Origin of the sequence: Mycobacterium sp. E2989, assembly GCF_001667595.1 — a bacterium.
Taxonomy (GTDB): Bacteria; Actinomycetota; Actinomycetes; order Mycobacteriales; family Mycobacteriaceae; genus Mycobacterium.
The window spans coordinates 121796-146120 of sequence record NZ_LZJX01000104.1; the positions used below are offsets into that span (position 1 = coordinate 121796).

At 70.3% G+C, this 24325-nt stretch carries 19 protein-coding genes; 9 read left to right on the forward strand and 10 right to left on the reverse strand.

The genetic code is table 11. From position 1 onward, the window contains the following. Window positions 1-102: 102 nt before the first annotated feature. The gene (locus A5680_RS18130; protein ID WP_055404250.1) at window positions 103-1296 is read right to left on the reverse strand and encodes an MFS transporter; all 1194 of its coding nucleotides are present in this window, start codon (window positions 1294-1296) and stop codon (window positions 103-105) included. After that, complete coding sequence (locus A5680_RS18135) at window positions 1283-2170, reverse strand: NYN domain-containing protein (protein WP_055404252.1); 888 nt, start codon at window positions 2168-2170, stop codon at window positions 1283-1285. Before A5680_RS18135 ends, A5680_RS18130 begins: the two co-directional genes overlap by 14 nt. Window positions 2171-2270: 100 nt before the next feature. Between A5680_RS18135 and A5680_RS18140 the strand changes: the two genes are divergently transcribed. Then, the gene (locus A5680_RS18140) at window positions 2271-3143 is read left to right on the forward strand and encodes an alpha/beta fold hydrolase (RefSeq protein WP_067821786.1); all 873 of its coding nucleotides are present in this window, start codon (window positions 2271-2273) and stop codon (window positions 3141-3143) included. Between the two features lies 1 nt (window position 3144). Here the strand turns inward: A5680_RS18140 and A5680_RS18145 are convergent, their stop codons facing one another. Continuing rightward, entirely contained in the window at window positions 3145-4380 is a 1236-nt protein-coding gene (locus A5680_RS18145) for a cytochrome P450 (protein ID WP_067821789.1), read from the reverse strand. Window positions 4381-4475: 95 nt separating this feature from the next. Between A5680_RS18145 and A5680_RS18150 the strand changes: the two genes are divergently transcribed. Further along, entirely contained in the window at window positions 4476-4877 is a 402-nt protein-coding gene (locus A5680_RS18150; RefSeq protein ID WP_055404259.1) for a hypothetical protein, read from the forward strand. On the opposite strand, the gene A5680_RS18155 is transcribed toward A5680_RS18150, so the two are convergent. Beyond that, on the reverse strand, window positions 4874-7048 hold the full coding sequence (locus A5680_RS18155) for an FUSC family protein (protein ID WP_067821887.1): 2175 nt from the start codon (window positions 7046-7048) through the stop codon (window positions 4874-4876). The two genes, A5680_RS18150 and A5680_RS18155, sit on opposite strands and share 4 nt — an antisense overlap. A 98-nt stretch (window positions 7049-7146) precedes the next feature. Here A5680_RS18155 and galT point away from each other — a divergent pair, with 98 nt between their 5' ends. Genes galT through A5680_RS18175 form a run of 4 tightly spaced genes read left to right on the forward strand, consistent with a single transcriptional unit; the run spans window position 7147 to window position 10390 of the window. After that, window positions 7147-8226 (forward strand): galactose-1-phosphate uridylyltransferase, encoded by a 1080-nt coding sequence (galT, locus tag A5680_RS18160; RefSeq protein ID WP_197499807.1) that lies wholly within the window; start codon window positions 7147-7149, stop codon window positions 8224-8226. Then, on the forward strand, window positions 8223-9311 hold the full coding sequence (locus tag A5680_RS18165) for a galactokinase (RefSeq protein ID WP_067821792.1): 1089 nt from the start codon (window positions 8223-8225) through the stop codon (window positions 9309-9311). The genes galT and A5680_RS18165 overlap by 4 nt, the downstream gene beginning before the upstream one ends. Before the next feature lie 57 nt (window positions 9312-9368). After that, window positions 9369-9731: a hypothetical protein gene (locus A5680_RS18170; protein WP_156675168.1), complete on the forward strand. Its 363-nt coding sequence runs from the start codon at window positions 9369-9371 to the stop codon at window positions 9729-9731. Further along, window positions 9716-10390 carry a PAS and ANTAR domain-containing protein gene (locus A5680_RS18175; protein ID WP_067821798.1) on the forward strand — a complete coding sequence of 225 codons (675 nt, stop codon included), beginning with the start codon at window positions 9716-9718 and terminating at the stop codon, window positions 10388-10390. Before A5680_RS18170 ends, A5680_RS18175 begins: the two co-directional genes overlap by 16 nt. Here A5680_RS18175 and A5680_RS18180 read toward each other — a convergent pair whose 3' ends face one another. Together A5680_RS18180 and A5680_RS18185 are read right to left on the reverse strand one after the other, a co-directional pair. After that, a complete protein-coding gene (locus A5680_RS18180) occupies window positions 10391-10876 on the reverse strand; it encodes a hypothetical protein (protein ID WP_067821801.1) in 486 nt (161 codons plus the stop codon). 79 nt (window positions 10877-10955) lie between these two features. After that, window positions 10956-11630 (reverse strand): LpqN/LpqT family lipoprotein, encoded by a 675-nt coding sequence (locus A5680_RS18185; RefSeq protein ID WP_067821804.1) that lies wholly within the window; start codon window positions 11628-11630, stop codon window positions 10956-10958. A 184-nt stretch (window positions 11631-11814) separates the two neighbouring features. Between A5680_RS18185 and A5680_RS18190 the strand changes: the two genes are divergently transcribed. Beyond that, window positions 11815-14445, forward strand: coding sequence for a GH92 family glycosyl hydrolase (locus A5680_RS18190; protein WP_067821807.1), 2631 nt, complete (start codon window positions 11815-11817; stop codon window positions 14443-14445). Window positions 14446-14455: 10 nt separating this feature from the next. On the opposite strand, the gene A5680_RS18195 is transcribed toward A5680_RS18190, so the two are convergent. After that, window positions 14456-16831, reverse strand: a complete 2376-nt coding sequence (locus A5680_RS18195; protein WP_067821810.1) for a lysylphosphatidylglycerol synthase transmembrane domain-containing protein — start codon at window positions 16829-16831, stop codon at window positions 14456-14458. Window positions 16832-16991: 160 nt separating this feature from the next. Between A5680_RS18195 and A5680_RS18200 the strand changes: the two genes are divergently transcribed. Continuing rightward, window positions 16992-17939: a class I SAM-dependent methyltransferase gene (locus tag A5680_RS18200; RefSeq protein ID WP_067821890.1), complete on the forward strand. Its 948-nt coding sequence runs from the start codon at window positions 16992-16994 to the stop codon at window positions 17937-17939. Here A5680_RS18200 and A5680_RS18205 read toward each other — a convergent pair. After that, on the reverse strand, window positions 17936-18649 hold the full coding sequence (locus A5680_RS18205) for a TVP38/TMEM64 family protein (protein ID WP_067821813.1): 714 nt from the start codon (window positions 18647-18649) through the stop codon (window positions 17936-17938). The genes A5680_RS18200 and A5680_RS18205 overlap by 4 nt on opposite strands. Before the next feature lie 98 nt (window positions 18650-18747). Here A5680_RS18205 and A5680_RS18210 point away from each other — a divergent pair, with 98 nt between their 5' ends. After that, on the forward strand, window positions 18748-19293 hold the full coding sequence (locus A5680_RS18210) for a phospholipase D-like domain-containing protein (protein ID WP_055401196.1): 546 nt from the start codon (window positions 18748-18750) through the stop codon (window positions 19291-19293). Window positions 19294-19306: 13 nt separating this feature from the next. On the opposite strand, the gene recD is transcribed toward A5680_RS18210, so the two are convergent. Then, the gene (recD, locus tag A5680_RS18215) at window positions 19307-21019 is read right to left on the reverse strand and encodes an exodeoxyribonuclease V subunit alpha (protein ID WP_055401198.1); all 1713 of its coding nucleotides are present in this window, start codon (window positions 21017-21019) and stop codon (window positions 19307-19309) included. Next, window positions 21016-24321, reverse strand: coding sequence for an exodeoxyribonuclease V subunit beta (gene recB / locus A5680_RS18220; RefSeq protein ID WP_067821891.1), 3306 nt, complete (start codon window positions 24319-24321; stop codon window positions 21016-21018). The genes recD and recB overlap by 4 nt, the downstream gene beginning before the upstream one ends. Window positions 24322-24325: the final 4 nt, after the last annotated feature.

Below are 24325 nucleotides of genomic sequence, written 5' to 3' on the forward strand. Positions count from 1 at the left end.
ACACAATGTATGGCCGCCCTTCGGGAGTGTCAACGACATTGGGGTTCAAACCCGCCAGCCGCCATACGAAAAGGACGCTATGTGTGGCCAGCCTGGTGGCGGCTAGCCGCGTCGCCTGCCGCGGACCAGCTGGCCGCCGATCAGGGCGACCGCGAACGCGCCGCCGGTGACTCCCGAAATGAGCAGGGGCAGTTGGCCGTTCGAACCCCACAAAAAGCCCGCCCACAACCCGGCCGCCAGCACGGCGAGCCCCACGCCGCCCTGGAACACCCCCTGCGCGCTGGCCTGATGATCCTCGTCGACCAGCCCCGAGATCCAGGCCTTCCCGACGCCGTCGGTGCAGCCGGTGAACATTCCGTAGGCGCCGATCAGCAGCCACGCCGTCACCGCGTCGGTGGTCAGCCCCAGCCCCACGTAGCCGATCGCGAAGAAGGTCAGCCCGACGCCGAACAACGCCGGCCTGCCGATGCGGTCGGCCAGCGAGCCGGCCGGGTAACTGGCCAACGCGTACACCGCGTTGTATCCGACGTAGGCCAGGATCACCCCCACCACCGAGAAGCCGATCTCGTTGAGCCGCAACAACAACAGGGCATCAGGAAAGTTCACCACGCTGAAGGCGACCAGCAGCGCCGTCACCCGCCAGTACGGTCGCGGCAGCGAGCGCACCCCGGCCCACATGGACTCGCGCTTTTCTCGCGGGGCGCGCCGGCCGCGCTCGCGCACGAGGAAGACCAACGCCACGGACAGGACGGCGGGCACGATGGCGACATACAGCAACGGCGGGATCCGGTGGTCCAGCAGCTCGTAGCCCGCCAACCCGAGCAGCGGGCCCACCACCGCGCCGAAGGTGTCCATCGCGCGGTGGAAGCCGAACACCCGGCCGCGCAGGGCGTCGGGCACGTCGGCGACCAGCAGCGCGTCGCGCGGGGCACCGCGCACGCCCTTGCCGAGCCGATCGACGACGCGGCCCGCCAGCACGCCCGGCCACGCCCCGGCGACGGCGACGATGACCTTGCCGAGCGCCGCCATCCCGTAACCGGCGGCGATCAGCGGGCGCCGCGCGAACCGGTCCCCGAGCGGGCCCGCCGCCAGTTTCGTCAGTGACGCCGCGCCCTCGGCCGCGCCCTCGACGGCTCCCACCACGGACGGTGGCGCGCCCAGCACAGCCGTCAGGTAGATCGGCAGCAGCGGGTACAGCAGCTCGCTGGCGGCGTCCTGCAGGAACGAGACCCCGGAGAGCACCGCGACGTTGCGGGTGAGCCAGCGGGGCCTCGCGTCGGTTTCACCCTTGCGCACGAAGCCGCACCATCCGCGTCGTCGACGTCTCGTCCAGCTCGACGACATCGGACCGCGACCGCAGGAAATCACTGAACGAGCGGAACCCCAAAGACCTTTCGCTGAACGACGGGTCCATCCGCTTCATCTGTGCCTTCACCGCGGAGTTGTGCAGCCAATCGACGTCGTCCTTGTCCAGGCCGATCTGCAGCGCGCGGGTCAGCAGCGCCGTGGCGGCGGCCTGCGGATCGGGCGGCTCCGGTTCCTCCGGCTGCGCCGCCTTGGCCTTTCCGGTCCGCCGTTTCGCCGGCTTCGCCTCGGCTTCCGCGGGCTCGGGTTCCAAGGCAGGAACCCCGGGCAGCGAGTCGTAGATGACGAACTCGTCGCAGGCCGCCGCGAGCGCCCGGCTGGACGCGCCGGCCACCCCAATGCCCACCACGTATCGCCCGAGGCGCTTGCAGCGCTGCGCCAGCGGGATGTAGTCGGAGTCGCCGGCCACGATCACCACGTGGGTCAGGTCGGGCAGCCGGAACATGTCCTCGACCGCGTCCACCGCCAGCCGGATGTCGGCACCGTTCTTGCCGTAGGCCGCCGCGGGGAACAGCTGCACCAGGTCGACCGCGCGGGCCACCAGCTGCCCGCGATACCCGGCGTTGATGTCCGCCGACCAGTCCGCGTAGGCCCGGGTGAGCACCAGCGTCCCGAACGACGACGCGAAGTCGAGGATCGCCGCGACGTCGACGGTGGCCCGGTCCAGCCGCTCGGCGTACTGTTCGAGCCCCTTGGCCTTGTCCCGCTGGAACGAGTTGCGGCCGTGAACCTGGTCATATCGCGAGATCACGATGTTGTCGAAGTCGAGGTAGACGGCCACGCGGGCCGCAACCGGTTCGGTCATGGGCTAAATCATCGCTGAGGCGTCCGGCACTGCGGCGCCCGGAAGCGTTTTCCGTCACGATTCGGCCGTAATCGGTGCCGGAGTGGGTATAAAACCGCCCATGAACGAGTTGAAGTATCTGGAGCTGCACGGCGATCGCGTCGCGTACCGCGACGAAGGCGACGGCGAGGCGCTCCTGCTCATCCACGGCATGGCCGGCAGCTCGGAGACCTGGCGCGCGGTGATTCCGCCGCTGTCGAAGAAGTTCCGCGTGATCGCCCCCGACCTGCTCGGGCACGGCGAGTCGGCGAAACCCCGCACGGACTATTCGCTGGGTGCCTTCGCGGTCTGGCTTCGCGACCTGCTCGACGAGCTCGGCGTGAGCCAGGCCACCCTGGTCGGCCAATCGCTGGGCGGCGGGGTCGCGATGCAGTTCGTCTACCAGCACCCCGACTACGCCAAGCGGTTGATCCTGATCAGCAGCGGCGGCCTGGGCCCCGACGTGGGATGGGTGCTGCGGCTGCTCTCGGCGCCCGGCGCCGAGCTGGTGTTGCCGATCATCGCGCCGAAGCCCGTGCTGTCCATCGGCAACCGGCTGCGGTCCTGGATGAAGAGCGCCGGCATCCAGTCCCCCCGCGGGGCCGAGCTGTGGAGCGCCTACTCGTCGCTGTCCGACGGCGACACCCGGCAGTCGTTCCTGCGGACGCTGCGGTCGGTGGTCGACTACCGCGGCCAGGCGGTCAGCGCGCTCAGCCGGCTGCGGCTGCGGGAGAACCTGCCGGTCATGGCGATCTGGGGCGAGCGCGACGGCATCATCCCCGTCGATCACGCGTACGCCGCGCACGAGGCCCGCACCGACGCCAGGCTCGAAATCCTGCCCGACGTGGGGCATTTCGCGCAGGTCGAGGCGCCGACCCAGGTCGTGGAGCTGATCGAGGACTTCATCGCGAACGGTGAGCGCCACGAGAGCGACAGCGAGCGGCTACCGCTGTGACCTACGCGCCCCGGTAATCCACCTGCCAGTGCTTGATGCCGTTGATGAACGACGACCGCAACCGCTCCGGCTGCGCGAGCGGGGTCAGGTCGGGCACGAGATCGGCGAGCGCGTTGAACATCAGATCGATCGTCATGCGCGCCAGGTTGGCGCCGATGCAGTAGTGCGCGCCGGTGCCGCCGAAGCCGACGTGCGGGTTCGGGCTGCGCAGGACGTTGAACGAGTACGGGTCGTCGAAGACCTCTTCGTCGAAGTTGGCCGAGCGATAAAACAACACCACCCGCTGGCCCCTCGCGATCCGGACGCCGCCGAGCTCGGTGTCCCGGCGCGCGGTGCGCTGAAAGGCCGTGATCGGTGTCGCCCAACGGATGATCTCGTCCGCCGCGGTCTTGGGCCGCTGAGCCCTGAACAACTCCCACTGCGCCGGGTAGTCGGTGAAGGCCATCATGCCCTGGGTGATCGAGTTGCGGGTCGTCTCGTTTCCGGCGACGGCCAGCGTGACCACGAACATGCCGAACTCCGCCTCCGACAGGTGCTGGCCCTCGGCGTCGGCCCGGACCAGCGTGGTGACGATGTCGTCGCCGGGATTCTCCCGCTTGCGGGCCGCCAACTGCATTGCGTACCACATCAATTCGCCGGCGGAGGTCAGCGCGTCGTTGCCGGCGAACTCCGGGTCGTCGCTGCCGATCATGTTGTTGGTCCAGTCGAACAGCTTGTCGTAATCCTCCTGCGGCACCCCCAGCAGCCCGCAGATCGCCTGCAGCGGTAGCTCGCAGGCCACCTGGCGGACGAAGTCCCCCGAGCCCGCCGCCGCGGCCTCGGTCACGATGCGGCGCGCCCGCTCGGAAAGCCCGGCCCGCAGCCGCTCGACCGCGCGGGGCGTGAAGGCCCGCGAGACGATCTTGCGCAGCCGGCTGTGTTCGGGGTCGTCCATCATGATCATCGACGCCCGCCCCGCCTCGATCTGCCCGTCCGCCAGGTCTTCTCGGTACCGCGGGACGATCGACTTGGTGGCCGAGGAGAAGACGTCGCTGCGCAGCGAGACATCGCGGACGTCGCGGTGCTTGGTCACCACCCAGTAGCCGCCGTCGCCGAACCCGCCCGCGCCGGGCGCCTGCTCGTTCCACCAGATCGGTTCCGTCGCGCGCAGTTCGGCGAACTCCCGCACCGGGAGGCGGTGGGCATAGATGTCGGGGTCGGTGAAGTCGAAGCCGGGCGGGAGGTTCGGCGTGGCCATCGGCTTCCTCCTCGGACGCGCTTGGGATCGGTAGCAAACCCGACGTGGCTTACTGCCAGCACCATAAAGCCGAGCAATGAAGAAAAGAAGGCTCCATGAAAATCACGGCGATAGTGGCGGCGGGCCTCGCGGCCGGCGCCCTGGCAACAGCCGCTTGCGCGCAGGCCGAGATCGCGGCGGCGCCCGTCGCGACCCACTCCTATCCGTTGGCCCCGCCGGCCGACCCGGAAGCGGAAGTCGCGGAGCTGCAGCAGCAGGTGTCCGACCTGCACGACAACTGGGACAACCTCACCCCGGCGCAACGCCAGCAGCGGCTGACGCAGCTGCAGCAGCAGGCCACCAGGGTGTCCAATGACACGCAGAACCTGCCGCCGGAGCAGCGGCCCGGCGTGGAAATGCGGCTGCTGCAGACCATGTTCGAGCTGTTCGACCTGGTGCGAAAGGCCCAGGGGCCAAACCAACCCTGCTACTTCCCGGCCTGCCTGCCCGGTCTTTAGCCCGTCTCGATTCGGCTGGGCGGCGCCGCGGTTTCGCGCCCACCGAGGTTGGTGGCCGCCGTCACCACCGCCCGCTCGATCTGGCGGAGCGCATGCACCGCGGTGAGCAACCGCCGGGTATCGGGCCCGTCGCGCTGCCGCGCCAGGGTCTCGGCGGCGTCGAGGTCGTCGGCCGCGGACACGATGGTCGGTGCGCGGCCGGTGCCGATGGCGGCGGCCAGCGCGTCGATGTTGCGCCGAGTCTGTGCCGCCGCGGCCGTGAACGCCTGGGCAACGGGTTCCGAGGCCGCCGGGCCCCGGTACTGCTCGCTGCTGCGCGCCAGGCTGCGGCCGTAGCGGTCGCATGCGGCGAAGATGCGCAGCGCCCGGCGAATGCTGCGCCGGCCCGCGAGGCCGGCGACCCCGGCCAGCAACGGTTTGGCGGTGACCCGGAACTGCTGCAGGTCCCGGTCCAGCTGGCGCGCCCGCTCCGACGGGCTGACGCCCTCGTCGTCGCCGAACATCGTCGCGGCGGAGGCGTCGATCAGCGCCGACAGGCTGGCCAGGAACGTGCGGGTGTCGTCGCGGATGGCGGCGCGGGTGTGCGTCGGCAGCACGACGATGGCCACGGTGGCCCCGATGACCGCACCGAGCGCGGTCTCTTCGATCCGCAACATCAATACGCCGAACGAGAATTGGCCGAGCAGACCGTACAGCAACGCCAGCATGGTGGTGATCCAGAAGGTCATCAGGCTGTAGGTGACCGTCATGAAATAGAACGCGCAAAACAGGCAGACGAAGATCCCGGCCAGCGCGGCCGTCTTGTCGCCGGCCAGCAGCGAGGCCACCAGCACGCCGCAGGGCACGCCCAGCAACGTGCCGAGCAGGCGTTGCCAGCCTTTGGTCAGGGTCTCGCCCCACGAGTTGGTGCCGGCGAAGATGACGAACGCGGCGATCACCGCCCAATACCAGCGGGCCGGCGACACCAGCTCGCCGGCGACGATGGCCAGCGACGCGGCGACGGCGACCTGGATGGCCTGCCGGGTGGTCGGCCGCAGGCCCTCGGGCGGCGCCTCCTCGGCGGGCTCGTCGGTCGCGTCCGTGCCGTCGGATGCCGGCGGCCGCTCGCTGTCCGTGCCGTCCGGGGCGCCGGTGGCGGCGTGGTCGACGATGGCCCGGACGTCGGCGGTCGCGGTGGCGGCGTTGATTATCGCCAGGGCGAGGCGGCGCACCGCGGCGCCGCCGGGATCGTCGTCGTTCTGCGCGTCCAGCAGCCGCCGCGCCTGGTCGGCGGCGCGCCGAAGGCCGTCGGGTTCGGGCAGGCGGATCGCCCGCGCGAGCCCTGACAGCGCGCCGACGAGCGCGGCCCGGGTCGGGGCGGGGATGGCGGTCGGGGTCTGTGCGGCGAGGGCCGCGGCGCGCCGGCCGGCCGTGGCCACCCACTCGATGGCCAGCTCCGCGTCGAGCAGCCAGGGGGCCAACTGTTCGGCGGTGACGCCCGGCCACAGCATGGCCGGGTCGGCCTTGTCCTCGATCTGGCTCTGCACCATCAGCGCGGTCTCGTTGAGCCGCAGCGTGCGGGCCCGCATGCGGCGCCGGCGCCGTTCATCGAGGCGGCCCGTGCGCACGGCCTCGGCGGTGGTGTCGACGACGATCGCCATCCGCGCCCGTAATGCCCGGATGGTCGCCCGCAGCACGCGCTCGGGCCGGTCGGGCATGACGTAGGTGGTCATCACGAACGTGCACACCGTGCCCACCGCGACCGCCCCGATCATCCACGGCAGCTCCGAGACGCTCGCCCGCAGGTACAGCGTGAAGAAGTAGGACATGAACGCGACCATGCCCAGTGCGCGGCCGCGCGCGCCGAAGCGGCGAATGTAGGCCGCGGTGAAGACGACGACCACGAACACCGCGTCACTGATCACCGGGTGGGGCGCGAGCGCCGCGGCGGCGGTGATGGACACGGCGGCGGGCACGGGCAGCAGCGCCATGGTGATCCGCTGCTGGCGCGGGTCCGGTTCGTTGACCGATCGCGACGCGACCATGGTGATGACGACGCCGAGCAGGGCGACTGTCAGTGGCTGTCCCGTCGCCCGGGTCAGGAGGTAGAGGGCCAGCAGCGAGCAGCCGAGCGCGGCCGTCGTCCGCGTCGCCATGCGCAGCCGCAGCAGACCGGGATCGGAGCCGATCAGCCAGTTGCGGGCTTGCTCGTAGAGCACGGGCCTCCCTTCCCAACCTGCCGAACGCGTCATGGTTACCCGAAGTTCGACACCGGCTAGTCTTCGACATCGTGACAGCGCCGACGCGGGCCAAGCTGGCCGACGGCCGTGACCTGCTGTTCTTCGCGCTGCCCGGGCACCGCCCGACGCCCGTCGAAGATCGCAGGCCCCTGCCCGCGCGCGACGGGCAGCGTACCGAGTTGCGGTTCGACCGAACGACGGGGCAGTGGGTGATCGTCGCCGCGCTGCGGCAGGACCGCACCTACAAGCCGCCCCCGGACCAGTGCCCGCTGTGCCCGGGCCCGACGGGATTGACCAGCGAGGTGCCCGCCCCGGACTACGACGTCGTGGTGTTCGAGAACCGGTTCCCCAGCCTGTCCGGCACCGGCCCGGCGCTCGCGCCCGCCGGTGACGGTTTCGTGTCCGTCCCGGGGCAGGGCCGCAGCGAGGTGATCTGCTTCTCCAGCGACCACACCGGATCCTTCGCCGGGCTGGCACCGGCGCATGCCCGGCTGGTCGTCGAGGCGTGGCGGCACCGCACCGGCGAGCTGATGACCACGCCGGGCGTCGAGCAGGTGTTCTGCTTCGAGAACCGCGGCGAGGAGATCGGCGTCACGCTGACCCATCCGCACGGCCAGATCTACGGCTACCCCTATCTGACCCCGCGCACCGCCGCCATGCTCGGCCAGGCCCGCGAACACCGAAACCGTCACGGCACCAACCTTTTCGGTGACCTGCTCGCCGGCGAAGTCGCCGACGGCGGCCGCATCGTCGCGCGCGACGACCTGTTCACCGCGTTCGTGCCGTTCGCCGCGCGCTGGCCCGTCGAGGTGCACATCTACCCGAACAGGTTCGTGCGCAACGTCACCGAACTCGACGGCGACGAGCTGGACGCCTTCGCGCGCGTCTACCTCGACGTGCTGAAGCGATTCGACCGGATGTATTCGGCACCGCTGCCCTACATTTCGGCGTTGCACCAGTACGCCGACACCGACGCCCAGGCCGACGGCTACTTCCACGTCGAGCTGATGTCGATCCGGCGCAGTGCCACCAAGCTCAAGTACCTGGCGGCCTCCGAGTCCGCCATGGACGCGTTCATCAGCGACGTCACGCCCGAAAGCGTGGCCGGGCGACTGCGGGAACTGGGTTGACCGTCTCCTACGCCGCGCCCGGGCGGATCAACCTGATCGGCGAGCACACCGACTACAACCTGGGCTTCGCGCTGCCGATCGCCCTGCCGCAGCGCACGGTGGTGTCGTTCACCCCCGGCGGCGGCGACGCGATCAGCGTGGCCAGCGACCGCGCCGAGGGCCCGGTTCGCATTCCGCTGGACACCGCCCCCAGCGGCGTGACCGGCTGGGCCGCTTACGTGGCCGGGGTGATCTGGGCGCTGCGCGGGGCGGGCCACCCGGTGCCCGGCGGCGCGATGCGGATCACCAGCGACGTGGCCATGGGGTCGGGTTTGTCGTCGTCGGCCGCGCTGGAGTGCGCGGCGCTGGGCGCGCTCGCGGCGGCCGCCGGCGTGCGCATCGAGGCCAAAGACCAGGCGCGCCTGGCCCAGCGCGCCGAGAACGACTACGTCGGCGCCCCCACGGGCCTGCTCGACCAGTTAGCCTCGCTCTTCGCCCGGCCGGCCACCGCGCTGCTGATCGACTTCCGCGACCTCACGGTCGCGCCGGTGGCCTTCGACCCCGACGCCGCGGGCGTCGCGCTGCTGCTGATCGACTCCCGTGCCCGCCACAGCCACGCGGGCGGCGAGTACGCCGCGCGCCGCGCGTCCTGCGAGCGGGCGGCCGCCGATCTCGGGGCGGCGTCGCTGCGGGATGTGCAGGACCGCGGGCCGTCCGCCGTCACCGCGGTGCACGACCCCCTGGACGCCCGCCGCGCCCGCCACGTGCTGAGCGAGAATCAGCGGGTTCTCGATTGTGTTGGCGCGCTTCGTGATTCGGACTTCGTCACGGCGGGGCGGATCTTCACCGCCTCGCACGCGTCCATGCGTGACGACTTCGGCATCACCACCGAACACATCGATCTGATCGCGGACACCGCGGTGCGGGCCGGCGCGCTGGGCGCGCGGATGACCGGCGGCGGGTTCGGTGGCTGCGTGATCGCGCTGGCGCCGGCCGAGCGCACCGGCGCGGTCGACCAGGCGGTGCGGCGGGCGGTGGCCGAAGCCGGCCTCGAACAGCCGGTCATCACCCGAACCCGCGCCGCCGCCGGCGCCGGTCCGGCCTGAGGCGCAAATTCCCGCCATAGCTGTAACGCGCTACGCGATAGCTGTAACGTAACGGCTATGCGGGGGATTACGTGCGCCGTGTGCGGCGCGGGCTTCTCGGCCCGGTCCGACGCGGTGTATTGCTCGTCGGCGTGCCGGCAGAAGGCGCATCGCGGTCGATCGGCGCGCCGGACCGCGGCGCTGCGGGAGACCGTTCGGCAGGGTCGGATGCGTCGGGGCGCCGCATTCGACGCCTCCCGGTCGCTGCAGCGTTCCGCCGCCAATTCCGTGCGGCGCGCGCGGCAGCAGCTCGATCGATCCCTCGAACTGTGTCGCACCTCGGAGCTTCGGCTGCAGGAACGCGACGCCATCCGGCAAGCGGTCCGTCAGCTGTGGCCGCCGGACTCACCCGCGGAGCGTGCGTTGTGGCCTGGCAACTAGACGGACAGACGCCGGCGGTCGAGCGGGCCCTCGCGGGCGGAACCCCGCAGCGTGCCGGCTGGTTTCGCTTTCACTTCGAAGATCAGCGCTGGGAATGGTCCGAACAGGTGCAGCGGATGCACGGGTACGAACCCGGAACGGTGACGCCGACGACCGAGTTGGTCATCGGCCACAAGCACCCGGACGATCGCAACCAGGTGGCCGCAACCATCAACGACATGATCGAACGACGGGGGCCGTTCAGCACCAGGCATCGCATCGTCGACACCCGCGGCGACACGCACGAAGTGGTCGTGGTGGGCGATCAATTCTGCGACGCCAGCGGCGACGTCATCGGCACCCACGGCTTCTACGTCGACGTCACCCCGTCCGCCGAGCGTGAGCGCGAGGAGGACATCAGCGCGCAGGTGGCCGAAATCACCGAGCGCCGCGGCGCCATCGACCGGACCAAAGGGATGCTGATGCTCGTCTACGGCGTCGACGAGGATGCGGCGTTCAACCTGCTCAGATCGCTTTCTCAGGTGCACAACATGAAGCTGGGAGCGCTCGCCGAACAAATCGCGCAGGACTTCTCCGAGGTGGCCAGGGAGGCCATCGCGTCGCGCTCACGGTTCGACCGGCGCCTGCTCACCGCGCACGAACGGGTGCCCGAGGCGTAATCATTCGGCCGGCGTCAGCCGCACCGCGCCCAGGTGCATCCGGTCGACCGCCTCGGCGAACTCGTCGCGCGTCGGTATGCGTTGATCGCGAAACTTCAGCCCGATCATGCGTTGCGCGCGCTGGACACCGTAGGACTGCGCGCAGCGCAGGTAGAGATTCGAGACGATCTCGCGGTCGCGGATCAGCTCGCCCCGCATCGCGGTCGTCTTGCCGTCGAAGACGACCTGAGCCGGCGCGCCGCCGCGGAAGTTCTGCTTCCAGGGCGCGCCGGTCAGCGCATAGAGGTCACCGTCAATCACGTGGGCGCTCACCGGGAGTGAGAACGGCCGGCCGGTCTTGCGCCCGGTGAAGCTCAGCACCATCAGCTGTTTGCGGGCTGGCCCGGCGAGCGGGGTGCGCAGCAGGAAACCCAACATCGGGTTGACGATGCGGAGTACGGCCGAGGGCGGGTGCCCGGCGTCTATCGCATACGACTGCTCTGTCATGCGCTTACCGTACGGCCAATCGCGTTCCTCGGGTGTGATGTCGCCGCGGAGCGGGGGCCCCGCGGCGCCGTCACGTTCCTCAGGTGGTGATGGTGGTCTGGTCGTCGATGATGTTGGTGGCGTCCATCAACGGTCCCTGATCGGACTGCGGGCCCTCGGCGTTGAGCTGGAGCACGTAGACCGCGCCCTGGCTGGGGATCACCACGGTTTTCTGCGCGATGACCCGGGTCGCGCCGCCCTTCTGATACGTGCCGGACAGCTGCCAGGCCTGGAAACCGCCGAGCGTGGACGCGACGCCGTCTCCGGAGCCCTGGTAGCCGGGCAGGTTCTGCACCTCTCCCGGGGCGTACTGGATGATCTTCGCCGGGTCGACGTTGCCGGAAAGCCTGGAGAACAGCGCCGAGATGGTCGGCGGGTCGGAGGGGTTGGTGGGCTGGGTCAGCACGATGCCGCCATACGACGTGCCGGCGTTCTGGTTGATCTGCCAACCGTTGGGCACCGGCAGGTCGACGTTCGGCCCGGGATCGCCGTGGTGCACGGGCGTCTCGGCGATGTTGTTGTCCTTGACGTAGTCCGCGATCGTGTACTTGGCTTTCGCGGCCGGTGCCGCGCTGGTCGCCGACGACGTCGCGGATGTCGACGTGGACGTGGTGGTCGAGGTCGACGATTGGCTGCCGGACTTGTGGTCGTTGCCGCAACCGACGAGCGCCAAACTCAGCGCCACGGAAATGGTTGCTGCCGTCAAATGTTTCATCAATCCAATCTCCCGAAAATTGGGGCCGGTACCAGCGCCGGCCACGCCGAAATGACAGTAGCCCAAATGGCGTGCGACTTTGCCGATATTTTTTTGAACTTTTGGGGTGGCCGCCCGGCAAATCGTTATCCAATTCGGCCGGAAAACGCCCACCCAATACCGAGTTGTCCAGTAAGAGACAGGTATGCGGTCACGAAGGGCCCTCGTCGCGCTGCTGGCGGCGTCGGTCGTCTTCATCGCGTTCGTCGCCGCGGCGCCGCCCATCGCGTACGACGGTGACCCCGCATTCGTGACCAATCCGGTCGACCACGTCGCCACGCTCATCGGCACCGGGACGGGCGGCGAGACGGTGGGGGAGATCAACAACTTCCCAGGAGCCACCGTGCCGTTCGGGATGGTGCAGTACTCACCGGACACGGTGGGCAACTACGCCGGCTACAACTACGACAACCCCCGCGCCACCGGCTTCAGCATGACCCATGCGTCGGTGGGTTGCGCCGCGTTCGGCGACATCTCAATGTTGCCGACCACCAACGGAATTGGCGTACAGCCCTGGAAGGGCTGGGAACGGATCGCCCACGACGACACCGAACAGGGCGTGCCGGGCTACTACACGGTGCGGTTCCCGCAGACCGGGGTCAAGGCGGAACTCACCGCCACCACCCGCACGGGCGTCGGCCGTTTCAGCTACCCGCGCAACGGCCGCCCCGCGCTGTTGGCGGTGCGCTCCGGCGCGTCGCTGGCGGGCAACTCCCGCGCCACCATCCAAATCGGGGAGGACAACACCACGATCACCGGCTGGGCCACCAGCGGCGGCTTCTGCGGCAAGAACAACACCTACACGGTCTATTTCGCCATGAAGTTCAGCCAGCCCTTCACCAGTTACGGGACGTGGGACGGTTTTTCGGTCTACCCCGGCGCCCGCGGCGCGAATTCCCCATACAGCGGCGGATACGTGCAATTCCCGGTCGGGACGGTGCTCGAGGTGCGGACGGCGATCTCCTACGTCGGGATCGAGGGGGCGCGGGCCAACTTGGCCGCCGAGGGGGCGGGGAGCTTCGACGACGTGCGCGCCGCGGCGTCGCGCGACTGGAACGCCAGCCTGTCGCGCATCTCCGTCGCCGGTCGCAACGCCGACAACCTCAACACCTTCTACACCGCCCTGTACCGATCGCTCTTGCACCCCAACACCTTCAACGACGCGGACGGGCGTTACATCGGATTCGACGGTGCGATTCACACCGTGGCCACGGGTCGCACGCAGTACGCCAACTTCTCCGACTGGGACACCTACCGGTGCCTGGCCGCCCTGCAGGCGCTGCTGTTCCCGGATCGCGCCGCCGACATGGCCCAATCGCTGGTCAACGACGCCGAGCAAAGTGGCGCCCTGCCGCGTTGGGCGTTCGCCAACGCCGCGACCGGAGAGATGAGCGGGGACAACGTGGTACCGCTCATCGTCAACCTGCACGCCTTCGGCGCCACCGACTTCGACACCAAGACGGCGCTGCGCTACATGGTGGACGCGGCCACGAAAGGCGGTGTGGGACTCAACGGTTACGTCGAACGGCCGGGGATCGACACGTACCTGCAATTCGGCTACGCGCCGTATTCGTATCAATTCCGCACCGACGGCTGGATCGCCGCCGCGTCGGTCACCCTCGAATGGTCGGTCGACGACTTCGCCATCGCGCGGTTCGCCGATTCGCTCGGTGACACGGCGACGGCCGCGGAATTCCAGGACCGGTCACAGTATTGGCAGAACCTGTTCAACCCGACCACCCGCTACATCTCGCCCCGCAACTGGACCAGCTTCTTCCGCGCCGGCCCGGCGTTCGTGGTGTCGCCATCGGATTTCGGACAGGTCGGATTCGACGAGGGCAACGCCGCGCAATACGTCTGGTGGGTGCCGCACAACGTCGCGAGCCTGGTGACCGCCCTCGGCGGCCGCGACGCCGTCGCCGCACGGCTCGACAACTTCACCAAGAAGCTCAACGTCGGCCCCAACGAGCCCTACCTGTGGGCCGGTAACGAGCCCGGCTTCGGCGTGCCGTGGTTGTACAACTACATCGGTCAGCCGTGGAAGACCCAGCGCACGGTCGACCGGGTGCGGGGCCTGTTCGGCCCGACGCCCGACGGCGAGCCGGGCAACGACGACCTGGGGGCGATGGCCAGCTGGTACGTCTGGGCCGCGCTCGGGCTGTACCCCAGCACTCCCGGAACGTCGATCCTCACCCTGAGCGCGCCGCTGTTCGATCGCGTGGTGATCTCGCTTCCCGGCGGCAAGACCATTCGGATGTCGGCGCCCGGCGCGTCCGGCCCGCACCCCCTCAAATACATCAGCGGCCTGCGCGTCGACGGCGTGGCCTCCGACCAGACGTCGCTGCCCGAGTCGTTCGTCCGCACCGGCGGCGATCTGGCGTTCTCGCTCGCGGCCTATCCCGACAAGGATTGGGGCACAGGCGAATCGTCCGCACCACCGTCGTTCGGCGCGGGCGGTTCGGCGGTGACCGTCAACGTGCCCAGCCCCATCGTGACGATCGCCCCGGGAAGCACGGGCACGGTGAAACTCGACGCCCAACGGATGATCGCCGCCGCCGGCGGCTACACCATCACCGGGTCGGGCTCGGACCCCGGGATCACCGTGGCGCCGGTGGCGGGCCAGTTCTCCGCCGACGGGTCGGCATCCATCGACGTACCCATCACGGTCGCGCGGTCGGTACCCGAGGAGTACTACCTGGTGACGCTGACCACGAAGGTCGGCGAAAGCGCGCGCACGTCAACCATTCTCGTCGTGGTGCAAGCGGGAAGCGAGTAATCGCGGGCGGTCAGACCATCTCGTTCTTGGTCAACCACCGCATCACCGGCCAGCCGACGAACACCGGCAACCAGCAGGTGAGCACCCGATACAGCAGAACGGACGGCACGCCCACGGCGGCCGGCACGCCGAAGGCGGCCAACCCACCGATCAGCGCCGCCTCGACGGCCCCGACGCCACCGGGTGTCGGCGCGGCGGAGGCCAGCGTCCCGCCGACCATCGTGACCACGGTGGCGGTCACGAACGTCGTGCCGCCGCCGAAGGCCTCGACGCTGGCCCACAGCGCCAGCGCCGCGCCGAGAGTCGTTCCCGCACAACCGAGCAGGATCAGCGCCAGCCGCCGCGGCTCGCGGGCCAGCTTGACCAGGTCGGTGGTCACCTCGTTGAGCTTCGGGCGCACCTCGGTGGCCAGCCATTTGCGTGACTTCGGCACGAACAGCAACGTGCCGATGATGCCCAGCGCGACGCCCCCGATCAGGTACAGCATCGTGGCGCTCGGCACGAAATGCGACAGGTGCATCGAGGCACCAGCGACCACGCTGAACAGGATCAGCAGCAACAGGTGCACGATCACCTGCACGGCCTGCTGCAGGGCGACCGCCGCCGTGGCTCGCATCGCCGACAGGCCGCTCTTCTGCAGGTACCGGGTGGACAGCGCGAGCCCGCCGACGCCGGCGGGCGTGGTGGTCGCGGCAAAGGTGTTGGCCACCTGGACGAATGACAGCCGCCAATAATTCACCGACCCGTCGGTGCACGCCCACAGCGCCGCCGCGGCGCCCAGGTAGGTCAGCGCCGACACCGCCAGCCCGAGCAGCGCGTACCACCAGTTCGCGGTCCGCAGTTGGGAGAAGAAGGTGGGGGCTGTGCTGACGAAGGGGTAGGCGACGTAGACGAGCGCGCCGAAGAGCACCAGCTGGATGATCTGGCCGCGGGTGAACCGGGTGATGGTTTCGGTCTTGATCTGGTCGGCCCCGGTCTGGCGCTTCACCTCCGCGCGGGCGGCCGACAAAACAGCGCCCGGATCCGGGACCGACTTCCGAACGTGGCGCGGCACAGCGACTTTCGTCAACCGGCGCGACGCGCTCAGGATGGTGTCCCGGTCGAACGCGTCGATCGCCGCGGCGACGGCCGATTTGGGGTCGTACAGGGCCGAGGTCGTCACCAACAGCTGGGCGATGTCGGATTGCAGCTGCGCCTCGGTGGCGCCGTATTCGGCGTTGTGGAAGCCGCCGAAGAGCACGGCGCCATCGTCGACGGTGATCTCGTTGCCGCGCAGATCACCGTGCGCGATCTGCTGGTCGTTGAGGGCCCGCAGCGATTGCCACACCCGGTCCACCGGTATGGATTGCGCGCATCGGTCCAGCGGCGAGCCGTCGGGTGGCTTGTGCGAGTAGAGAATCCATCCACGGTCGAGGGTGGCGACCGCGATTGTGGAGGTGTTGGCCAGGCCCACCTCCCCGACGGCGATCGTCATCAACGCGCGATGCTCCACGGCGCGGCGCATGGACGTCACCAGCGGAGCGGTCTCGGTATCGCGCAGCCGCAGCTTTATCCAGAGTTGGCGCAGCGTGCCGCCGCTGCGCTGATGGGGGCCGTACAACTCGATCACCGCCGCGCGGTCGGACTGCTCGCATCCGGCCGACAGGACGAGCGGGCCGCGGCCGGCCGGCCGGATGACGGTGAGCCTCGAGACGACGAACCCCCGCCGGGCCATCGCGCGCACGGCCGCCTCCAAGGGCACCTCCAACGCCGGGGTGCCGACCACGAGTACCACCACCGAGCCGACGAGCCAGCCGACCGCCAGGCCCAGCAGGGCGCGGGCCGGCACGATCGCGCTGACCACGAGGTGGATCGGCACGAAGGCCAGCAGCAGCGCCCACCACCAGTGCCGCCACCGCGCGGGCAGCCACGGGCCCGAGACGGTCAGCACCGCCGCCAGCATGGCGATCCAGCGCGGATCGTCGAGGAACTGGCCCAACACGGTCTGCAGGCGTTCGGAGAGGTCGAAGTGCCAGCGCGGCGCCGAGAACCCGTTACCGCCAACCGACAGCGGTAGCGCCGCGAGCAGCGCGGCGGCCGCGTAGGCGCCGAGCAGTTTCCACTGCCGCCCGACGATCAGGCCGATCAAGATCATGAACGGCAGGGCCAGGATGGCCACGCCGTACCCGAGGTAGACCAGATCGGACTGTCGGGGGGAGAGCACCCCGACGATCTGGGAGATGGACTTTTCCAGCGCCTCCCATTGCGGCCGGGTGATCAGCGAGCTGGTGATCACCGCCGCGAGGAAGACCACGCTCGCCGCCAGGCGCAGGATGTCGTTGGTGCGCCGGGTCAGCGGCTGCAGCAAGCTGCCGGAAACGCTGATCTCGCGCCCGTCGACTCGCATGTGGTAATGATCCTTCGGATCCGTTCGGCGCCGCTGGCTGACCCCGCTCGCCGGCTCGCCGACAACTTAACGCCGATGCCCGGTTCCGCGACAGCGGCCACCCGCCCGGCGCGCGTAGGGTCGGGTAGGTAGGCGAGCTAGCGAATCGGAGGGCATGAGCGTGGGCAGAACCGATAACGACAGCTGGGAGATCACCGAGAGCGTGGGGGCGACGGCGCTGGGGGTGGCTTCGGCCCGGGCGGCCGAGACGCGAAGCGAGAACCCCTTGATCACCGATCCGTTCGCACAGGTCTTCCTCGACGCCGCCGGCGACGGGGTGTGGAACTGGCACTCGGCCCCGCAGCTGCCGGACGAGCTCGTCGAGGCCGAACCCCAGTTGCCGCTGCAGATGCAGGCGATGGTCGGCTACATGGCCTCGCGCACAGCCTTTTTCGACGAGTTCTTCCTCGCCGCGACGCGGGCGGGCATCCGTCAGGCGGTGATCCTGGCCGCCGGCCTGGACGCGCGGGCGTGGCGGTTGCAGTGGCCGGACGGCACAGCCGTCTACGAGCTGGATCAGCCCCGGGTCTTGGACTTCAAGTTGTCCACGCTGGCCGACCACGGGGCGCAGCCCGCGTGCAACCGGATCGCGGTCCCGGTGGATCTGCGCCACGATTGGCCGACGGCGTTGCGGCAGGCCGGGTTTGAGCCGTCGGCGCCCAGCGTGTGGTCGGCCGAGGGCCTGATGCCATACCTGCCGGCCGCGGCCCAGGAGTTGTTGTTCGACCGCGTGCACGCGCTCACCGCCCCCGGTAGCCGGGTGGCCGTGGAGGCGCTGGGGCCGAAGTTCCTCGACCCGGAGTTCCGCGCCAGGCGCCGCGAGCGGATGGACCGGGTGCGGGCGCTCATGGCGCGGGTGGACCCGGACCGGGAGGTGCCTAGGACCGACGAGCTGTGGTACTTCGAGGAGCGCGAGGACGTCGGCGACTGGTTCCGTCGTCACGGCTGGCGCGTCACGGTCACCCCGTCCGACGAGCTGATGGCCGGCTACGGCCGCGCGGCAGCCGACGAGGTCAAGGACGCGGTGCCGGGGAACCTGTTCGTGGCGGCCGAGCGGCCGGGCAGCTAGCGGGGATCCGCTTCCCCGCGGTGGCCGGCGCGCCAGTGCCGGTATCCGCGCCGCGCCGCGAACGCGCCGACGATGGCGGTGACGCACCAGACGGCGATGGCCGCGTACGCCAACGCCGACGAGCGGTTGCCGATCGAGGCGCCCAGCGCGGTGTAGACGAACGCTCGCGGCACCGACCCGACGAAGGCGCCAACGGCCATCTGCCACAACGGAACTCCGAACGCCCCGAACGCGTACGAGGCGAGCGCGTCGGAGATGCCCGGGACGAAGCGCTGACCGACGACGGCCCACAGCCCGCGGCGCTCGATCAGCGCGTCGATGCGGTCGCCCCGGTTGGGCCCCAACAGCGCCCGCGCGCTGTCCCGGCCCGCCCGGCGGCCGATGAGGCTCGCGACGACCGCGGTCCCCACCGTCGCGCCCAGGGTGACGAAGACGCCGAGCAGCGGACCGAACAGCAAGCCGCTGGCCGCGGCCAGCACCGCGCCCGGCACGAACAAGGCGCCCAGGACGGCCGACACCACGACGTAGGTGACCGGCGCCGCCGGCCCCGTCGCCGACACCACGTGCCGCACCTCGTCGACGTTGATCACCCGCGCGACGGCCACCAGATAGAACAGCACGAGCAGGAACACGACGAACACGCCCAGCCGCACGACGTGCGTGCGCCGCGACGCCGTGGGCTCCGGTGGGGAATCGTCGCCGTCGTCCATGCTGCAAGCGATTCTCCCGCACCGGCCAAACGCCTGACCGCTCGGGCGCGCTCGCCGTAGAGTTTCTCGGGGGCCGGCCTCGGGAAGGAGCAAACGCCATGGCGCTCAAATCGCTGACCGAGCTCGATCAATTCAAGGCCGCGCCGTTTCCGCCCGGCTATCCCGACACCACCCGAACGTTCTACAGCCCGGTCGACCGGGTGCATGACGCGCTCAAGGCGCTGTTGTCGTCGGCCGCCAAGACCATCGTGGTGGCGATGTACGGCTACGACGACGCGGAACTCAACTCCGTGCTGCAGTCGGCGCTGAACGACGAAAACATCTATGTGCAAATGAGTCTCGACTCCACTCAGGCCGCGGGTAAGTCCGAGCGCGCCCTGCTGGCCCCGTGGCTCAACGACAAGATCGGCAACAGCATCGCCATCGGCCACAGCGAGAAGTCGGCGATCATGCACCTGAAGATGGTGATCATCGACGGCGTCGACGTCATCACCGGTTCGACCAACTGGTCCACCGGCGGAGAATCCAAGCAGGACAACCAACTCACCGTGATCCGCGACCCGTACGTGTGCGCGGAAGCGAGGTCGAGAATCGACATCATCCACGACGCGATGCTCAAGCAGATGGCCGCGAAGGCGCACTAGGTGTAACCCGCGACTAGCCGGACGACTGCAACCGCTGCGCCAGCCCGGTCGCCCGCACCGCCCGGCGCTCGATGGCCGCGCGCACCGAAGCCTCGGAACCGGCCACCCGCACCTTGGCCTTCGCGCGGGTCACCGCCGTGTAGAACAACTCGCGCGTGAGCAGCCGCGAATCCTCCGGCGGCATCAGCACCGTCACCTCGTCGGCCTGGCTGCCCTGGCTCTTGTGGATCGTCATGGCGTGCATGGTTTCGATGTCGGTGAGCCGGCTGGTGGCGAAGCCCATCGTCCCGGTGGCGCCGGCGATGACCGCCCGCAGCCCGTCGTCGCCCATCACCACCACCCCGGTGTCGCCGTTGTAGACCTTGAGCCCATAGTCGTTGGCGGTCACCAACACTGGGCGCCCGGCGTACCAGCCCGACCAGCCCGGCTGCCCGGTCTCCTCGGTGAGCCAGCGCTCGACCTGCCGGTTCCAGTGCGACACCCCGTACGGCCCACGCCGGTGCGCGCACAACAGCCGGTGCTCGTCGAGTGCGGCCAGCGCCTCATCGGTGGCGCCGAGCAGCGCGGCCTGGCGCACCCGCAGCGCGTGCGGAACCAGCACCGCGCGCAGCCGGTCGGCCGGGGCGTCGGTGTCCAGCCACTCGATGTGCTCGCCGCCGGCCCTCAGCAGCCCCAGCACGCGGTCCGCGTCACCGGTGCGGATCGCCTCGGCCAGCGCGCCGATCGACTCGCCGAACCGGTGCGGGGTGCGCAGCGCGGCCACCCGCACGTCGTCGCGGGTGGAGAGCCCGTCCACCAGATCGGCCAGCACCGCGCCGGCTTCCACCGAGGCCAGCTGGTCGGGATCGCCCACCAGGATCAGCCGGGTATCGGGGCGCACCGCCTCCAGCAGGCGGGCCATCATCGTCAGCGACACCATCGACGTCTCGTCCACGACGATGACGTCGTGCGGCAGCCGGTTGCCGCGATTGTGCTTGAACCGCACCGACGTATCCGGCCGGGAACCCAGCAGCCGGTGCAGCGTCGTGGCCGGCAGGCCGGCCAGCCGCGCCCGGTCCGCCGCGTCCAGCCTGCGCACCTCGGCGGCCACCGCCTCGGCGAGCCGCGCGGCCGCCTTGCCGGTCGGTGCGGCCAGCGCGATCCGGGGCCGCGGCCGGCCGCCGAGCTCGGCCTGCCCGGCCAGCAAGGCCAGCAGGCGCGCCACCGTGGTGGTCTTACCGGTTCCGGGTCCGCCGGTCAGCACCGTAACCGCCTGCGACACGGCGATTTCGGCGGCTTCGCGCTGTTCGCCGTAGCCGGGCGGGAACAGTCGCTCGAAGGCGGGCAGCTCGCCGCCCGCCCGCGGAACGGACAGCGCGAGCAGGTCGTTGCACACCTGCTCTTCCTCGAGCCAATACCGGTCCAGGTACAACAGCTCGCCGAACAGCCGCAGCACCGGTGGCGAACCGAGCAACGGACTGGCCCGCACGGCGGCCATCCATTCGTCGGTGCCCGGCCACGGCAGGTCCGCGGCGTCCACCTGCTCCTGCACGGTCCGCAGATCCACGCACACCGAACCGCCCCGCAGCGCGCGCACCAGCAGGGCGACCGCCAGCGCCACCCGCTCGTCGGATTCGCCGGCGAGCGCGGTAAGCCGCTGCGCCACATGGACATCGGCGGCCTCGAAGACTCCGGCATCGGTGTACGTGCGCAGCAAGCCCTCGGCGGTGATCGCCTCGAGCGTCACGCGGCCGCCCTCCCGTCCAGCAGGTCCGACAGCCCTTCGATCAACGGCGGGGGCGGGCGCCAGCTGAACACCCCCGAGGGGTGGCCGTCGACGGCCGGTGTGGCCGCGCCGCACATCCCGCGCAGGAACAGGTAGAGGACACCACCAAGATGGCGGTCCGGGTCGTAGTCGCGCAGCCGCCACCGCAGGAACCGGTGCAGCACAACGCTGTACAGCAGCGCCTGCAGCGGATAATCCGAGTGCAGCATCGCCTCAACCAGCCGCGGCCGGTCGTAATCGGCGGACGTCAACGGGCGGTCTGGGTCGCCGAGCCAGTTGGTCTTGAAATCGACCACCAGATAGCGCTGCCCGGCGCCGTCGGGCACCCGCAACACGGCGTCGACCGATCCGGTGAGGTAGCCGCGCAGCGGCTGGTCGCCGAGCGGGCGACCGATCAACCTCTCGGCGTAGGGCGCCAGCGCGTCATCACCGGGCAGCCGCGCGCGCAGCAGGGCCCCCACGTCGGCCAGCCGGATGTCGGGTGCGGCCGTGCGCAGGTCCCCACCGGCCAGCGGGAACTCGAAGTCCAACTCGCGCAGCCGATCGCCGAGCCCGATCCGGCGCAGCGTCAGCCCGGCCGCCAACGGGCCCAGGGGCGTGTCGTGCATCGGCACCATGGCCGCGGCGAGCGCGGCGGGGGCCACGTCGACCGGCCACCACACCGAGTGGCTGCGGATGTGCGCCTCAAGCTCGGCGGCCAGATCGGGCGCGAGCGGGTCGGCAGTCTCCAGCACGGCGTGCACCAGCGTGCCGAACTTCACGCCCACCGGCAGGTCCGCCATCGGCGACGGCACGTCCGGCCCGGACGCCTTCTGGGACAAGGGCACATCGCCGGACTCGTCGTCCAGCTCGCTGACCTCCGGCTCGCTGCTCACGCCGGTGGACCCGAAGGTTTCCGTCACCCGGATCAGGCCGGAGTAGGAGGTGCGCCGCCACCCCGTGTCGATGGCGCGGTGGAAGTGGCGGCTGTCGAGGTTGGACGGCACCGGCTCGGACGGGACGGCCGGCGCCGCGGCCACGATCGACGGTTCGATCACCGGACCGCCCGCGGCCTCCCATTCACGCAATCGGGCCAGGGCGTCGTCGTCGGAGATCTTCGCGGGCTCACAGCGGTCGGGCACAAAGGGCTCTCCCGGCCGGCGGCCACGCAGCAGCCGCGAGAGCCCGCCGTTGGGCTCGTCGAACGCCGGTGACCACCACGCGACCACCTGCGACTGGGCGCGCGTCAGCGCGACGTAGGTGAGCCGGCTGTCGTCGCTGGCGTCCTCCTTGCGGCCCAATTGCTCGACGGCGTGGAAGTCCGGGGTGTCCTTGCCGCCGATGTGCAGGCAGCGCACGCCGGCGTCGTGGAACAACACCACGTCGCGGTCCTGGGTGTTGCGGTTGAAGGCGAACGGCAGGTACACGATCGGGTATTGCAGGCCCTTGCTCACGAACACCGTCATGATCTGCACGGCCGCCGCGTCGCTGTCCAGGCGCCGGTTGCGTTCGGGCGCGCCGGCGCGCTCCTCGCGCTGGCGGCGCAGCCAGTCGCGCAACGCGGGCAGGCTGGAACGGTCTCGGTGCGCCACCTCCTGCAGCAACTGCGCGATGTGCGCCAGGTCGGTCATCTGGCGTTCGCCGCCGTGCGCGGACAGCACGCGATCCGCCATGCCCGAAAGCTGTGCGGCCTCGAAGATGGCGGCGACGCCGCGTTCGCGGGCGTGGCCGGCCCACTCCCGCAACGTTTCCGCGACCCGATCGGTCAGCGCGTCGCCGCCGGCCGCCAGCGATTCGGCGGTCTCGCCGAAGAACATGGTGGCCGCCGCGGCGCGCACCACACCGGGCCGGTGCGGTTGGTCGAACGCCTCCAGCAGGCAGAGCCAGTCTTCGGCGGCGTCCGAGGCGAACACGTCGGTGTCACCGGTGTAGACCGCGGGCACGCCCGCGTCGCACAGCGCCCTGAAGCAGGCGGCGGCGTCCTTGTGCTTCTCCACGATTACGGCGATGTCACGGGCCTGCACCGGCCGGCCGGCGAACGTGGCGCCGCCGGCGAGCAGGGCGCGGATGTCGGCGGCGAGGTCGGCGCCGATGTGGGCCCGCAGATCGTCGATCGGCAGGTTCTGGATCCCGCTGCGCCCCAGCGTCTCTCGTCGCACCACCCGCAGCCGGAACGGATCATTGTGGGGGGCGCCGGCGAGCCGGTGCCCGCGGTGGTAGGCCTCGACGTCGTCCACCACAATCTCGGGGTCGCCAAGCTGGGCGCCGCGCAGCACCACCTGCAGGCGCCCGATGAGCGCCGCATCGCTGCGCCAATTGGTGGCCAGCGTCTTGCGCTCGCCGGCCGTCTCTGCCGCTCGCAGGTACGTCACGATGTCGCCGCCGCGGAACGCGTAGATGGCCTGCTTGGGGTCCCCGATCAGGATCAGGGTGGAGCGGCCGCTGAAGGCGCGGTCGATCACCTGCCATTGCACCGGATCGGTGTCCTGGAACTCGTCGACCATGACGATCGGCCAGCGGTGGTGCATGCGCACCCGCGCCGGGGAGTCCTCGGTGGCCAACGCGTCGGCCAGCCGGCTCAGCAGGTCGTCGTAGTCGAGGACGCCCATTCGCCGCTTGCGGGTATCCAATTCCGCCAGAACGTCTTTCGCGAAAGCAACGCAGACGGCGGCACGCGAACCCGGTTCGGGGTGCAGTGGGCGCAGCTCGGTCGACGGGTTCCTGACGACCTCGCGCGCCAGGCGCAGCGCCTCGCGGTAGGCCAGCGCCGGGTCGTCGCGCTCGCGCCCGAAGTGGGCGAGGTACTCATCGTCGACGATCTCGACGATCAGCTCGTCGAGGCTCTCGAGCAACGTCACGTTCGCGGCGGTGTCGCCGGCCACGCCCAGCGATTTCAGCACCAGTTGGCAGAACTGGTGCGTGGTGGCGATGGTCGCCGCATCGAAGCCGGCCAGCGCGTCACGCAGGCGCTGCCTGCGCAGCGCGCGCTCGTCGTCGCCGCCGGCCAGCAGGTAGGCGACCAACTCGTTGTCGCCGCACGCCGACGGATCGTCGAAAGCCATTACAGCTGCCACCATTTGGCCGCGCACGCGCTCGCGCAGCTCCTGGCTGGCGGCCCGGCCGAACGTGATGAGCAGCATCTGGTCCAGCGTCGCCGCGCCCTCGGCGATGTAGCGGGTCACCAGGCCGGCCAGCGCGAACGTCTTGCCGGTGCCCGCACTGGCCTGCAACACCGTAGTGGACCGATCGGCGGGCAGCGGGCCGAGCAGATCGAAGCGCGCGATCACC